13 protein-coding genes are annotated in these 14279 nt (G+C 62.6%); 8 read left to right on the forward strand and 5 right to left on the reverse strand.

The window, feature by feature from the left end; genetic code table 11:
- Window positions 1–110: 110 nt before the first annotated feature.
- A complete protein-coding gene (locus M2400_RS23835; protein WP_259198608.1) occupies window positions 111–1742 on the reverse strand; it encodes an AMP-binding protein in 1632 nt (543 codons plus the stop codon).
- 145 nt (window positions 1743–1887) lie between these two features.
- Here M2400_RS23835 and M2400_RS23840 point away from each other — a divergent pair, with 145 nt between their 5' ends.
- Genes M2400_RS23840 through M2400_RS23855 form a run of 4 tightly spaced genes read left to right on the forward strand, consistent with a single transcriptional unit; the run spans window position 1888 to window position 7429 of the window.
- The gene (locus M2400_RS23840; protein ID WP_177134915.1) at window positions 1888–3051 is read left to right on the forward strand and encodes an isovaleryl-CoA dehydrogenase; all 1164 of its coding nucleotides are present in this window, start codon (window positions 1888–1890) and stop codon (window positions 3049–3051) included.
- A 14-nt stretch (window positions 3052–3065) separates the two neighbouring features.
- Window positions 3066–4673, forward strand: a complete 1608-nt coding sequence (locus M2400_RS23845) for a carboxyl transferase domain-containing protein (RefSeq protein ID WP_259198604.1) — start codon at window positions 3066–3068, stop codon at window positions 4671–4673.
- A 15-nt stretch (window positions 4674–4688) separates the two neighbouring features.
- Window positions 4689–5495: a gamma-carboxygeranoyl-CoA hydratase gene (locus tag M2400_RS23850; RefSeq protein ID WP_177048339.1), complete on the forward strand. Its 807-nt coding sequence runs from the start codon at window positions 4689–4691 to the stop codon at window positions 5493–5495.
- Complete coding sequence (locus tag M2400_RS23855) at window positions 5492–7429, forward strand: acetyl/propionyl/methylcrotonyl-CoA carboxylase subunit alpha (protein WP_259198602.1); 1938 nt, start codon at window positions 5492–5494, stop codon at window positions 7427–7429. The genes M2400_RS23850 and M2400_RS23855 overlap by 4 nt, the downstream gene beginning before the upstream one ends.
- Here M2400_RS23855 and M2400_RS23860 read toward each other — a convergent pair.
- On the reverse strand, window positions 7426–8073 hold the full coding sequence (locus M2400_RS23860; RefSeq protein WP_177112775.1) for a LexA family transcriptional regulator: 648 nt from the start codon (window positions 8071–8073) through the stop codon (window positions 7426–7428). The two genes, M2400_RS23855 and M2400_RS23860, sit on opposite strands and share 4 nt — an antisense overlap.
- A gap of 129 nt (window positions 8074–8202) precedes the next feature.
- On the opposite strand from M2400_RS23860, the gene M2400_RS23865 reads away from it, so the two are divergent.
- On the forward strand, window positions 8203–8565 hold the full coding sequence (locus M2400_RS23865) for a DUF6124 family protein (RefSeq protein ID WP_259198599.1): 363 nt from the start codon (window positions 8203–8205) through the stop codon (window positions 8563–8565).
- A 466-nt stretch (window positions 8566–9031) separates the two neighbouring features.
- Entirely contained in the window at window positions 9032–10183 is a 1152-nt protein-coding gene (locus tag M2400_RS23870) for a M14-type cytosolic carboxypeptidase (RefSeq protein ID WP_259198598.1), read from the forward strand.
- 54 nt (window positions 10184–10237) lie between these two features.
- Here M2400_RS23870 and M2400_RS23875 read toward each other — a convergent pair whose 3' ends face one another.
- Together M2400_RS23875 and M2400_RS23880 are read right to left on the reverse strand one after the other, a co-directional pair.
- On the reverse strand, window positions 10238–10777 hold the full coding sequence (locus tag M2400_RS23875; protein ID WP_177048331.1) for a cytochrome b: 540 nt from the start codon (window positions 10775–10777) through the stop codon (window positions 10238–10240).
- Window positions 10774–11856 (reverse strand): catalase family peroxidase, encoded by a 1083-nt coding sequence (locus M2400_RS23880; protein ID WP_177048330.1) that lies wholly within the window; start codon window positions 11854–11856, stop codon window positions 10774–10776. The genes M2400_RS23875 and M2400_RS23880 overlap by 4 nt, the downstream gene beginning before the upstream one ends.
- Before the next feature lie 170 nt (window positions 11857–12026).
- Between M2400_RS23880 and M2400_RS23885 the strand changes: the two genes are divergently transcribed.
- Window positions 12027–12533 (forward strand): RNA polymerase sigma factor, encoded by a 507-nt coding sequence (locus M2400_RS23885; RefSeq protein WP_177048328.1) that lies wholly within the window; start codon window positions 12027–12029, stop codon window positions 12531–12533.
- The gene (locus M2400_RS23890) at window positions 12530–13282 is read left to right on the forward strand and encodes an anti-sigma factor (protein WP_177048326.1); all 753 of its coding nucleotides are present in this window, start codon (window positions 12530–12532) and stop codon (window positions 13280–13282) included. The genes M2400_RS23885 and M2400_RS23890 overlap by 4 nt, the downstream gene beginning before the upstream one ends.
- Here M2400_RS23890 and M2400_RS23895 read toward each other — a convergent pair.
- Window positions 13279–14232 carry a spore coat U domain-containing protein gene (locus M2400_RS23895; protein WP_259198610.1) on the reverse strand — a complete coding sequence of 318 codons (954 nt, stop codon included), beginning with the start codon at window positions 14230–14232 and terminating at the stop codon, window positions 13279–13281. The two genes, M2400_RS23890 and M2400_RS23895, sit on opposite strands and share 4 nt — an antisense overlap.
- Window positions 14233–14279 lie beyond the last annotated feature (47 nt).

Genomic DNA, 14279 nt, shown 5'->3' on the forward strand with positions numbered 1-14279 from the left:
TTGCTTACTTTGGGCTGGGCCGGCATTCCGGCTTTTCCAAAGTGAGTCGCTGTAAGAGCGAAACCATAAGCCGCCGTTACCTAAATAACGGATATACACCCAGAGCCCCCTCACCCCCCCTTCAACTCTTCAATCATAATTTCCCGCATCCGAAACTTCTGAATCTTCCCCGTCACCGTCATCGGAAACTCGTCAACGAACTTGAAGTGCTTCGGCGTCTTGAAGTGCGCAATCCGCCCCTTGCACCACGTCTGCAGCTCAAGCTCATTGGCCACATGCCCGGGATGGAACTTGACCCAGGCAACGATCGCCTCGCCATAACGCTCATCGGGAATCCCGATCACCTGCACATCCGCCACCGCCGGGTGCGTGAAGAAGAACTCCTCCAATTCCCGCGGGTACACGTTCTCGCCGCCGCGAATGATCATGTCCTTGTTGCGGCCGGCGATGCACACGTAGCCGTGCTCGTCCATGGTCGCCAGGTCGCCGGTGTGCATCCAGCCCGCCTCATCAATGGCCTCGCGGGTGCCCTCGGGGTTGTTCCAGTAGCCGAGCATCACGCTGTAGCCACGGGTACACAGTTCGCCCACCTGGCCCCGTGCAACCGTGTTGCCCGCCTCGTCGATGATCTTGCTTTCCAACTGTGGCTGGGTGCGGCCGACGGTGGTCACGCGCCGCTCAAGGTCGTCATCCGGCCCGGTCTGCAATGACACCGGGCTGGTTTCGGTCATGCCGTAGGCAATCTGCACCTCGCTCATGTGCATCTCGCTGATGACCCGGCGCATCACCTCGATCGGGCAGGTGGCGCCCGCCATGATCCCGGTGCGCAGGCGCGACAGGTCGAACTCGGCGCGGCGTGGGTGATCGAGCATTGCGATAAACATGGTGGGCACGCCGTAGAGCCCGGTGGCCTGTTCTTCGGCGACGGCGGTCAAGGTCAGCAGCGGGTCGAAGCTGTCATTCGGGTAGATCATGGTGGTGCCGTGGGTGATACAGCCCAGGTTGCCCATCACCATGCCGAAACAGTGATACAGCGGCACCGGGATCACCAGGCGGTCTTGCGCGCCCAGGCCCAGGCTTTCGCCGACCATGTAGCCGTTATTGAGGATGTTGTGGTGACTGAGGGTGGCGCCCTTGGGGAAGCCGGTAGTGCCGGAGGTGTACTGGATGTTGACGGGTTGATCAAAGTGCAGGCTGGCCTGGCGGGTGTGCAGTTGCTCGGGCGGGACGCCTGCGCCGAGGGCCGCCAATTGTGACCAGGGCGTGAACCCCGGGGGTGGAGTGGCATCAAGGCTGATGATGCCGCGCAAGTCAGGTTTCAGCTCCTGCAACATGCCATGGTAATCGGAGGTCTTGAACGACCCGGCGCACACCAGCCACTGGCAACCGGATTGCTTGAGTACGTACTCCAGCTCACTGCTGCGATACGCCGGGTTGATATTGACCAGGATCACCCCGAGCTTGGCGCTGGCGATTTGGCTGATGCACCACTCGGCGCAGTTGGGAGCCCAGATGCCCAGGCGGTCGCCGGTTTGCATGCCCATGGCCAGGAACGCACGGGCGTGCAAATCAACCGTCTCGGCCAGTTGCCGCCAGGTGTAGCGACGCTGCTGATGGCGCACCACCAACGCTTCGCCGTCGGGATAGCGCGAAACCGTGTCATCGAAGGCTTGGCCAATGGTCATGGCGAGCAAGGTCTTGTCCTGACAGCCACGGCTGTAGCTCTGATTCGGTTGATCCATAACGACCCCTGTTGTCTTTTTTGTAGGTTGACGTAAACGTAAACTACGATTGACAGCCCTGCAACGCAAGTTTACGTTAACGTAAAGGTGATCGCCCTCTCCCGGCGCATCGGCCACACAAAAACAACGCTAAAGGTGCCCGTCCATGAGTTACCCCTCCCTGAACTTCGCCCTCGGTGAAACCATCGACATGCTGCGCGACCAGGTGCAGTCCTTCGTGGCCAAGGAACTGGCGCCCCGCGCTGCGCAGATCGACATCGACAACCTGTTCCCCGCTGATATGTGGCGCAAGTTCGGCGACATGGGCCTGCTGGGCATCACCGTGCCGGAAGAATATGGCGGCGCCGGCCTGGGCTACCTGGCGCACGTGGTGGCCATGGAAGAGATCAGCCGGGGCTCGGCTTCGGTGGCGTTGTCCTACGGTGCGCACTCCAACCTCTGCGTCAACCAGATCAACCGCAACGGCACCCACGAACAAAAACTCAAGTACCTGCCCAGGCTGATCAGCGGCGAACACATCGGCGCCCTGGCCATGAGCGAGCCGAACGCCGGCTCCGACGTGGTCTCCATGAAGCTGCGCGCCGATAAACGCGGCAATGTGTATGTGCTCAACGGCAGCAAGACCTGGATCACCAACGGCCCCGACGCCAACACCTACGTGATCTACGCCAAGACCGACCTGGAAAAGGGTGCCCACGGCATCACCGCGTTTATCGTCGAACGCGACTCGAAGGGCTTCAGCCGCAGCAACAAGTTCGACAAGCTCGGCATGCGCGGCTCCAACACCTGCGAGCTGTTTTTCGATGACGTCGAAGTGCCGGAAGAAAACATCCTCGGCGCGCTGAATGGCGGCGTGAAAGTGCTGATGAGCGGCCTCGACTACGAGCGCGTGGTGCTGTCCGGCGGCCCCACCGGGATCATGCAGGCCTGCATGGACCTGATCGTGCCGTACATCCACGACCGCAAGCAGTTCGGCCAGAGCATCGGCGAGTTCCAGCTGATCCAGGGCAAAGTCGCCGACATGTACACCCAGCTCAACGCCAGCCGCGCTTACCTGTATGCAGTGGCCCAGGCTTGCGAGCGCGGCGAGACCACGCGCAAGGACGCCGCCGGGGTGATCCTCTACAGCGCCGAACGTGCGACCCAAATGGCTCTCGACGCGATCCAGATTCTCGGCGGCAATGGCTATATCAATGAATTCCCGGCTGGCCGTCTGTTGCGTGACGCCAAGCTGTATGAAATCGGTGCTGGCACCAGTGAGATCCGACGCATGCTGATCGGTCGCGAACTGTTTAACGAAACCCGCTGAACGGAGCGCGCCCCATGGCCACCCTGCACACCCAGCTCAACCCGCGCTCGGCGGAGTTTGCCGCCAACAGCGCGGCGATGCTCCAACAGGTCGACGCCCTGCACAGCCTGCTCGCCCAGGTGCAGCAAGGCGGCGGCGCCAAGGCTCAGGAACGTCATACGTCCCGGGGCAAGCTGTTGCCGCGCGAACGGATCAATCGCTTGCTCGACCCGGGCTCGCCGTTCCTTGAGCTCAGCCAACTGGCGGCGTATCAGGTATATGGCGAAGACGTACCCGCTGCCGGCGTGATTGCCGGGATTGGCCGGGTGGAAGGCGTCGAATGCATGATCGTCGCCAACGACGCCACGGTAAAAGGCGGCTCCTACTACCCGCTGACCGTCAAAAAACACCTGCGTGCCCAGACCATCGCCGAGCAGAACCGCCTGCCCTGCATCTACCTGGTGGATTCCGGCGGCGCCAACCTGCCGCGCCAGGATGAAGTGTTCCCGGACCGTGAGCACTTCGGGCGGATCTTCTTCAACCAGGCCAACATGAGCGCCCAGGGCATTCCACAGATTGCCGTGGTGATGGGTTCCTGCACCGCCGGTGGTGCGTATGTGCCGGCCATGGCGGATGAAGCCATCATGGTCCGCCAGCAAGCCACCATCTTCCTCGCCGGCCCGCCGCTGGTGAAGGCCGCGACCGGTGAAGTGGTGAGCGCCGAAGACCTGGGCGGTGCCGATGTGCACTGCAAGATTTCCGGGGTAGCCGACCACTACGCCGACAGTGACGAACACGCCCTGGCCCTGGCCCGGCGCAGCGTGGCCAACCTCAACTGGCGCAAGCTCGGCCAGTTGCAACAGCGCACGCCGGTTGCGCCGCTGTATTCCAGCGAGGAGCTGTACGGCGTGATCCCGGCCGACGCCAAGCAACCGTTCGATGTGCGCGAAGTGATCGCGCGGCTGGTGGACGGTTCGGTGTTCGATGAGTTCAAGGCCCTGTTCGGCACTACCCTGGTGTGCGGCTTTGCCCACCTGCACGGCTACCCGATTGCGGTCCTGGCCAACAACGGCATCCTCTTCGCCGAAGCGGCGCAAAAAGGCGCGCACTTTATCGAGCTGGCTTGCCAGCGCGGGATTCCGCTGCTGTTCCTGCAAAACATCACTGGCTTTATGGTCGGCCAGAAATACGAGGCGGGCGGTATCGCCAAGCACGGCGCCAAGCTGGTGACGGCGGTGGCCTGTGCCAAGGTGCCGAAATTCACCGTGATCATCGGTGGCAGCTTCGGCGCCGGTAACTACGGCATGTGTGGCCGCGCCTACGACCCGCGCTTTCTGTGGATGTGGCCCAACGCTCGCATCGGCGTGATGGGCGCTGAACAGGCGGCCGGCGTGCTGGTACAGGTCAAACGTGAACAGGCCGAGCGCGCAGGCCAGAGTTTCAGCAGCGATGAGGAGGCCGCGATCAAGCAGCCGATCCTCGACCAGTACGAAACCCAGGGCCACCCCTACTACTCCAGCGCACGGCTGTGGGACGACGGCGTCATCGACCCGTTGCAGACCCGCGACGTGCTGGCCCTGGCCTTGTCCGCTTCGCTGAACGCCCCCATCGAGCCGAGCCGCTTCGGCGTGTTCCGCATGTAAATGGAGCTGCACCCCATGAGCGATTTCAACACCCTCGAACTGATCACCGACCCGCGTGGCTTTGCCACCCTGTGGCTCAGTCGTGAAGCCAAGAACAACGCGTTCAACGCCGAAATGATCCGCGAACTGATCATTGCCCTGGACCAGGTGCAAGGCGATCCGGCCCTGCGTTTCCTGGTACTGCGCGGGCGTGGCAAGCATTTCAGCGCCGGTGCCGACCTGGCCTGGATGCAGCAGTCGGCCGAGCTGGATTACCACACCAACCTGGACGATGCCCGTGAGCTGGCGGAGCTGATGTACAACCTGGCCAAGCTGAAGATCCCGACGCTGGCGGTGGTTCAGGGCGCGGCCTACGGCGGTGCCCTGGGGTTGATCAGTTGCTGTGACATGGCGATTGGCACTGATGAGGCGCAGTTCTGCCTGTCGGAAGTGCGCATTGGCCTGGCGCCGGCGGTGATCAGCCCGTTCGTGGTGCAGGCGATCGGCGAGCGGGCAGCCCGTCGATATGCCCTCACGGCAGACCGTTTTGGTGGCCAGCGCGCACGGGAAATCGGACTGCTGGCGGAAAGTTATCCGACGGCCGAGCTGGATCTGCAGGTCGAACTGTGGATCACCAATCTGCTGCTCAACAGCCCGGCCGCCATGCGCGCCAGCAAGGATTTGCTGCGTGAGGTCGGCCATGGCGCACTCACCCCGGCACTGCGCCGCTACTGCGAAAACTCCATCGCGCGGATCCGCGTCAGCGCCGAAGGCCAGGAAGGCTTGCGCGCCTTTTTGCAAAAACGCGCTCCCAACTGGCAGCCTCAGGAGCCGCGTTCATGAAGACGCTTACCACTGTATTGGTGGCCAATCGCGGCGAAATCGCCTGCCGGGTGATGCGAACCGCCAAGGCCATGGGCTTGACCACCGTGGCCGTGCACAGCGCCACCGACCGCGATGCGCGGCATGCCCGCGAGGCTGATGTCTGCGTGGACCTGGGCGGCAGCAAGGCCGCCGACAGCTACCTGCAAATCGACAAACTGATCGCTGCGGCCCAGGCCAGCGGCGCCCAGGCCATTCACCCGGGTTATGGGTTCCTTTCAGAGAACGCCGGGTTCGCACGCGCCATTGAAGCCGCCGGGTTGATCTTCCTCGGCCCGCCCGCCTCGGCCATTGATGCCATGGGCAGCAAGTCTGCGGCCAAGGCCTTGATGGAAACCGCCGGCGTGCCCCTGGTGCCGGGTTACCACGGTGACGCCCAGGACCTGGAGACCTTTCGCCAGGCGGCCGAGCGCATCGGTTACCCGGTGCTGCTCAAGGCCACAGCGGGTGGTGGCGGCAAGGGCATGAAGGTGGTCGAGGACGTCAGCCAACTGGCCGAAGCGTTGGCCTCGGCCCAGCGTGAAGCACTGTCCTCGTTTGGCAATGCGCAAATGCTGGTGGAGAAATACCTGCTCAAGCCGCGCCATGTGGAAATCCAGGTGTTTGCCGACCAGCACGGTCACTGCCTGTACCTCAACGAGCGCGATTGCTCGATCCAGCGCCGCCATCAAAAAGTCGTCGAGGAAGCCCCGGCACCCGGCCTGAGTGCAGAACAACGCAAGGCCATGGGCGAAGCGGCGGTACGTGCAGCGCAGGCCATCGGTTACGTGGGTGCTGGCACCGTGGAGTTTCTGCTGGACGCCCGGGGCGAATTCTTCTTCATGGAGATGAACACCCGGCTGCAGGTGGAACACCCGGTGACCGAAGCCATCACCGGCCTGGACCTGGTGGCCTGGCAGATCCGTGTGGCCCAGGGCGAGCCGTTGCCGATGACCCAGGAACAAGTCCCGCTGCTGGGGCATGCGATTGAAGTGCGCTTGTACGCCGAAGACCCGGCCAATGATTTCCTGCCGGCCACCGGGCACCTGGCGCTGTACCGCGAATCCACTCCAGGGCCGGGGCGTCGGGTGGACAGTGGCGTCGAACAAGGCGACAACGTGTCACCGTTCTACGACCCGATGCTCGGCAAGCTGATTGCCTGGGGCGAAGACCGCGAGCAGGCGCGTTTGCGGCTGCTGGGTATGCTGGATGAATTTGCGGTAGGTGGGCTGAAGACCAACCTGGGCTTTTTGCGGCGCATCATCGGCCATCCGGCATTTGCCGCGGCTGAACTGGATACCGGGTTTATCCCGCGTTATCAGGATGAACTGCTGCCCGCGCCGGGGGAATTGAGCGATGGGTTCTGGCAGGCGGCGGGCCAGGCGTTCATGCAAACCCGGGCGAACAATGCCCCCCGTTCGCCCTGGGCGGACACCCGCGGCTTTCGCGCCGGCTTGCCGGCCGAGGTTTCCCTGCATTTGAACTGCAACGGCCAGGATCGCCTGGTGACGCTGCAAGCCGGCACCAACCCGCCCCAGTTGCGCGGCGAACAGTTGCTGATCGACCTGCAAGGCGTGCGCCGCGCCCATCTGGCGGTACGCGAAGGCGATAGCCTGTTTCTGCGTTGGGACGGCGAAGTGCACAGCGTCAGCCTGTTCGACCCAATCGCCGCCGTCGACGCTAGCCAGTCTCATCAGGGCGGCCTGACCGCACCGATGAACGGCAGCATCGTGCGGGTGCTGGTGGACGTCGGGCAAACGGTGGAAGCCGGTACGCAGTTGGTGGTGCTGGAAGCCATGAAGATGGAACACAGCATCCGCGCGCCCCATGCAGGGGTGGTCAAGGCGCTGTACTGCCAGGAAGGTGAAATGGTCGGTGAAGGCAGCGCGCTGGTAGAGCTGGAAGCCGCGAGCTAAAACCTCGTGACCGCCTGCACCACCACGCCGATGATCCGGCATTCCTCGCTGAACAGCATTTTCGGGTAAGTCGGGTTGAGCGGTACCAGGTAAAGCTGGCCGCTTTCCTTCACCAACTTGCGCAACATCGCCTGGGGATTGAAAGCCCATTGCGCCACCACCAGCTTGCCCGGCTCGGGCGGGATGGCCGGGTCCACCAGAATCATCATGCCCTCGCGGATACTCAAGCCGCCCGGAGCGGTCATGGCATCGCCGATCACCCGCAGCCAGAACGCCTTGCCACGGGCCTGGTAGTCACTCATCTGGAAACGGGCAGCGGCATAAGGCCGAGATTCTTCCTGCAATGGGTACCCTCCTTTTCCTTCGCTCACCGGGTAACGGTAATTCGGACTGTAGTGGGGCGCCGGCTCCAACGCTTCCTCCACCGGTGCGAGCGCTTTTTCGCGCACCACCAGCGCAACCTCGAGGTCGCCCAGGCCCAACTCCTGCATCACCCGGTTCATATCGGCAAGGCTCGGCACCCGGCGCTTGTTCAACCAATGGCCAACCCCGCCCTGGGACATGCCCAGGCGTGAGGCCAATTGATCCTGCGTGACCTTGCGGTCTTTCATGTTGGCCTTGACCAACGCTATCCACTTATCCATGGGCCCCGACAATACGTTGTGTACTCCCAACGACAATAAACAGTTTGTAGTAATCAATAAAACGCCATAAATACGATTAGTACTAATATCGGTTGCAGGCTTTCGACATCCACCCAGAGCACCGACCTTATGACGACCACCCCGTATTCCCTGCCCGAAACCTGCGACGAAGACGAGCTGCTGTTCATGCGCAGCAGTGGCGCTGCCCAACGCGCACTGGACTATTACCTGAAAGACGATCTTGCACCGCCCTCCGTTGACGACGGCCTGTTCGAGGCCAAGCCCGGCATCAGCGACGAGGAAGCCCTGGTCCACGCTTCCGACCTGCTGCGCAGTGCCGCGGCCACCGCCTACGAATCGGCAAACAGCGCCCACGGCAATAGCCGGGACCTGGCGTTTTCAGTGGTCTATTTGATAGATATGGCGAAGGTGATGGTGGAGCGGTCGCTACGGCTTTCGACCCGGGAGGCCGAACACTCGGCCAGGATGTAACAGACGCGAAGGAAAAATATTTCTATCTGACGGATAAAAACATTTGACTTGCAAATGATAATGATTATTATTGGACCTAGCTGATCGCGAGATCAGTCGATAGACCAAGAGACCTTAGGTCGGACTCTTGGAATATCTCCTCATCAGGCTAATCACGGTTTTTGACCCGGCTCTTTGGCCGGGTCTTTTTTTTGCCAGTTTTTCCTGGCGTGGCTTCAGGCTAATGAAGACTGTGTGTTGCTTGATGGCGCGCATGGTAGCAAAAGACCATCGCCAAAAGAAAGTCGATCGAGGGCTCTAGGCCGGTTCTTTGAAAAATAGCACTTGAGAATCAATCTCATAGATTCTAAGCTGCTGCGGCGTCAAGGACGACGCCCCCCTCCTCCCCCGCAAAAATTGCATCCAGGCTTTACCCCGCTCCGGTGTAAAATGCCCGCCACAACACTCATATTCAGGCAACCAGACTATGACCGTGGCCTTGACCTCCATCAAGATCAGCACCAACTTCGACAGCGGCAATATCCAGGTACTCGACGCCAGTGATGCCCACCAGTTGCTGCTGGCCATCGAGCCCGACACCCGCAGCCAGCACTTCCAGTGGTTCCACTTCAAGGCCGAAGGCATGCACGTGGGCCACAGCCACACCTTCCGCCTGAGCAACGCCAGCCATTCTTCCTACAAGCACGCCTGGAGCGGCTACAACGCCGTAGCGTCCTACGACCATATCAACTGGTTCCGGGTGCCCACCCGATTCGATGGCGAGACCCTGCACATCACCCTCGAAACCCGCGAAAAGCAGGCCTGGTTCGCCTATTTCGAACCCTATAGCCGCGAACGCCACGACTGGCTGATCGATCAGGCACTGAACCGCGCCGGCACGCAGTTGCTGGCCACCGGCAAAAGTGTCGAAGGCCGTGATATCCAACTGCTGCGCCGTGGCAAAGGCGAGGCCAACAAGCGCAAAGTGTGGATCATCGCCCAGCAGCATCCCGGCGAGCACATGGCCGAATGGTTTATGGAAGGCATCATCGAGCGCATGCAACAGGACGGTGACGCCGAGCTGAAAAAACTGCTGGCCGCCGCCGACCTGTACCTGGTGCCGAACATGAACCCCGATGGCGCCTTCCATGGCCATCTGCGCACCAACGCCATGGGCCAGGACCTCAACCGCGCCTGGCAAAGTGCGAGCCAGGAGATCAGCCCGGAAGTGCTGTTCGTCCAGCAGCAAATGGAAAAATACGGCGTTGACCTGTTCCTGGATATCCACGGCGATGAGGAAATCCCCTACGTGTTCACCGCCGGTTGCGAAGGCAACCCCGGCTATACGCCGCGCATTGAGCAGTTGGAGAAACACTTTCGCAGCCACCTGAGCGGCCTCACCCGCGACTTCCAGACCGTCCACGGCTACACCCGCGACCTGCCGGGCGAAGCCAACATGACGCTGGCGTGCAACAGCGTGGGCGAGAAGTTCGATTGCCTGTCCCTGACCCTGGAAATGCCCTTCAAGGACAACGACGACGCACCCAACCCGCATACCGGCTGGTCGGGCAAACGCTCGATGCAGTTGGGCAAGGACGTGTTGAGCAGCGTGGCGGATATCGTCGACGTACTGCGCTGACCCTGCGCAGTGTCGGTGACGGCTGCATCACAGCAGCCGTCACCGGGCACGGCATCAGTCCTTGGTGCCGGTCATGCTTTGCAGCACCCCGTCACGGCGGATCAAACCGTGGAACAGCGCCGCCGCCAGGTGCAACAGCACCGTCAGAAACAGCAGATACGCCAGATAACCGTGGGCCTTGCGCAACACGGCAAACAACGGCGCGTTGGCGCCCACCAGCGCCGGCAATTGCACTGAACTGCTGAGCATCACCGGGTCGCCGGCCGCCGAAATCATCGCCCAGCCCAGCAGCGGCAACACCAGCATCAACGCATACAGCACCACGTGGGACGCCTTGGCCGCCAGCACCTGCCACAGCGGCAAGTCCGCGGGCAGCGGTGGCTGGCGCGTGGAAAAACGCACCACCAACCGCACGATCACCAACGCCAGGATCGCAATGCCCAACGGCTTGTGCAGGTGGATCAGCCACTCATGGCGCTCCGACACCGAGGCCACCATGCCCGCGCCGATAAACAGCATGGCGATGATCATCAGCGCCATCAGCCAGTGCAGCAGCCGCGCCAGTGGGGCAAAAAACCGGGGTTGGGCATTCATGGCTTCGACTCCTGAGGGGCGCTGTGCAACTGGCTGACTTCGCTGGTACGACGCAGGTAAGAACTGGCGTACGCCGCCGAACGGGCGGCCAGCAGCGGGTCGTTCGAGGCTTCGATACCGCTTGGCAAAACCAGTGGATCAAAGTTGATGTCGCGGCAATCGCCGTCCATTTGCGGCTGGCTGCTTTCCAGCACCAGGGTCCCGGCGTTCAACACCTTGTGCTCGCCGGTCCAGGTCTTGCTGGCGTCGTCCACCGGGTCGCCCGGGTTGGCGAGGGTGACGTTCAACTGCCAGCGCAACGGGCCGGCCGTCAGGCGCTGCACCAGGTCTTTTTCGAGGAAGTCGCTGCCGGCCGGCGCCGTGGCACCCGCTGCATCCTGGCTTTGTGGCACCACGCCCCAGCGCACTGCCTGGCGCTGGCCGCTGGCGTTCACCAGGTAGAACGCATTGATGCCGTTATAGGTTTCGGTAGCGTAACTGGCGGAGGGCTTGGCGGTCTTGACCCAGGCCAGGAACGGCGCAGTCTCGGGATGCGCCGCGAAGAACGCCGGCATGCCTGCCGGGTTCGGCTTGCCGGTGGCCGGGTCCGGGGCTCCGGCCTTGAGCATCGCGAAGAAGGCCTCAGGCGTGCCCACCGGGAACACCGGCATGCTGTTCATCCCGGTGCGCCACTGCTGGCCGTTGGCCAAGCTGAATTGCAGGGCAAAACTGCGGATCGGCACGCTGCTGTCCGGCGCATACGGGTTACCGCTGGGCAGCGCAAACCGCCCGATGACTGGCGTGCGTGCCTCGCTGAATACCTGGGCACTGGAGTACTGGCGCGCCTCGGGACTGCTCTCGAAATAACCGGCCACGCACACACCCTTGGCATGGTTGCGACGGTAGCCAGGGTGCAGGCCGTTGTTGGTTTCCAGGGCATTGACCAAGGTTTTTGGGCGCAACCGCTGTGGGTCGAGGCTGCCGTTGACGTAGGCAAAAGCGCCGGCCACAACCGCAACCACCACGCCGATACTGGCCAACCGGATTATCAGGCTTGCGGTGCTCAGCGGCGGACGGGGCGGTGATGAGTGATCTACCATGAAATAACTCCAGGGCCGGAGGCCTTGAGGGGTGAAACATAAGGTCGGAACACTTGGGACGAACGCCAGCGCACTCTATTCCCTGGCCGGCTGTTTATTTTTATTGGCCTGGAATAACCTTCGACGCCGGACGTCTTCCTAGTCCCAGCGTAGTGACTAGCCAGAACCCCATGCACGAACTCGACGAACAGTTACGTGAACTCATCCCCAGGCTGCGGCGTTTTGCCGTGTCCCTGACCCGTAACGCCAGCAGCGCCGACGACCTGGTGCAGGCGAGCCTTGAGCGCGCGATCATCAGTTGGGCCGACAAACGCCTCGAAGGCGACTTGCGCGCCTGGCTGTTCTCGATCCTCTACCGGCAGTTTCTCGACGCCCATCGCCGCTCCCGGCGGTACACGCGCATGCTGGAATTTTTTACCGGCCGCGATGATTCGCAGCCGTCGGTCGAGCGCACGGTCATCGCGCAATCGACCCTGCAAGCCTTCGACAAATTGAACACCGAACAGCGTGCCCTGCTGCTGTGGGTCTCGGTGGAAGGCTTGAGCTACAAAGAAGTCGCCGACATCCTCGAGGTGCCCGTGGGCACCGTGATGTCTCGGCTATCCCGTGCGCGCCAGGCCCTGCGCCAGCTCAGCGACGGCGAAATCACCAGCCCTGCCCTGCGGATACTCAAATGATCAGCCTGCCCCCCAGCGAACGCGATTTGCATGCCTACGTCGATCACCAGTTGCTGGACGCCGATCGCCGCCAGCTTGAAACCTGGCTGGCGGCCCACCCGGATGTCGCCGCCCAGGTGCACGCCTGGCAACAGGACGCGCAGCACCTGCGGGCGTCCTTGAGCGGCGCGTTGCAACAGCCGGCCAATCCAGAGCTGGACCCGGCCCTGATTCGCCAGCGGGTCAAGCGCCAGTCACGCCGTCACCTCGCGACCGCTGCCGTGCTGTTGATCGCCGTGAGCGTAGGCGGCCTGGGCGGCTGGCAGGCTCGCCAGGCAACCCTGGCCGACACGATGCTGCCCATGACCGACGCGATGCAGGCCTACCGCCTGTTCGCCCAGGACGGCATCCTGCCCGCCGACTACCACGTGCAAAGCGGCGGCGACATGCAAGGCTGGCTCGACCGTTACTTCAACCAGGCCTACCGCCTGCCGGACTTGAGCCAGGCCGGGTTCAAGGCCGTCAGCGGGCGCCTGCTCAGCACCGAACAGGGCGCGGCAGCCATGGTGCTGTATGAAGACCCCCAAGGGCGGCGCATCAGTTTCTATATCCGCCCGCCAGGCCCGGAGAACAAATTCCTGCCCCGTGGCAGCCGCAGTGCCGACGGTCTGCAGGCCGAGTACTGGTCGGGCGCGGGCTACAACTATGCGATGGTCAGCCCGCAAGACCCGTCAACCACACAGATGCTCAAGCAGACGATGCGGTTCTAGAAGGCCACATCCAGCACCACGTTGTCGACGTAGGTGCCCGCCGGCGGTGTGGTCTGGTTGGTATAGATCGCGGCGTTGTAGTTGAACACCTGGCTACCGGTGCCCAGGCCATTCCCGGGATTCACCTCGGCCGTGGAGCTGGCGCGCCGGGCAGTGGTCACGCTGCCCCAGCGGGTAGTGGTGGCGCTTTTGAAAATGTCATAGGCCAGGAAGTTGCCGCCGGAAACCATCCGCCGTTGCCCACCCACGCTCACCGCATTCTGGCCGTCGCTGATGCCCACGGTGTAGGCGCTGCCCTTGGTGCAGGCGATGGTGGCCTGCCCGCTCACACTGGAAAAACCACTGACCACCGGGGCACTGCCAAAACTGATGTTGGGGGCGCTGATCGTGCAGTCATTGGCCACGGTCATGCTGACGGTCAGGGTCGTGGTGCCGCTGTTGATATCCCGCCCCAGGCAAATACCGCCGATACCAATGCCCGAGCAGTAGTTCCAGTTCCAGAAAATACTCAAGGTCTCGCTATAGGTGCCCGCTGCCACGTTACTGCCGATGGTGGTGCTCATGTAGAGCGGCAAGGTTTTTGTGCCCGGCCCGGCAATCAGCCCGGCGGTTTGCGCAACGCCGCCGGGTCCGCCGAAGTCGAACGCGGTGCCCCGGGTCATCGGAAAGCTGGCAGTGTTGTTGGCGTACACCGTGTAGGCGATCACATCGCCGGTCGGCCCTACCATGCCACCTTGGGAAGAACCGGTGATGGTGCCGTAGAAGTGGTCATTCGTCGTCAACAACGAAATCAGCGCCGAAGTGCAGTTCAACCCGGCCGTGGTGGTGGAACTGGTCTGGGGGGTCGTGCGCACGTTAATCGAGCTTACCGCCGTGCCAAAACTGGCGGGTGAAGTCGTCCCCACCGAACACAATGCGCGTGCCTGCTGCGTAAAGCCCAGGCCCGCCATCACCAGCACGCCCACTACCCATTCCTTGCCCCGCACACCCACACTCC

Origin of the sequence: Pseudomonas sp. BIGb0558, from assembly GCF_024807515.1 — a bacterium.
In the GTDB taxonomy this organism is placed as follows: domain Bacteria; phylum Pseudomonadota; class Gammaproteobacteria; order Pseudomonadales; family Pseudomonadaceae; genus Aquipseudomonas; species Aquipseudomonas yamanorum_A.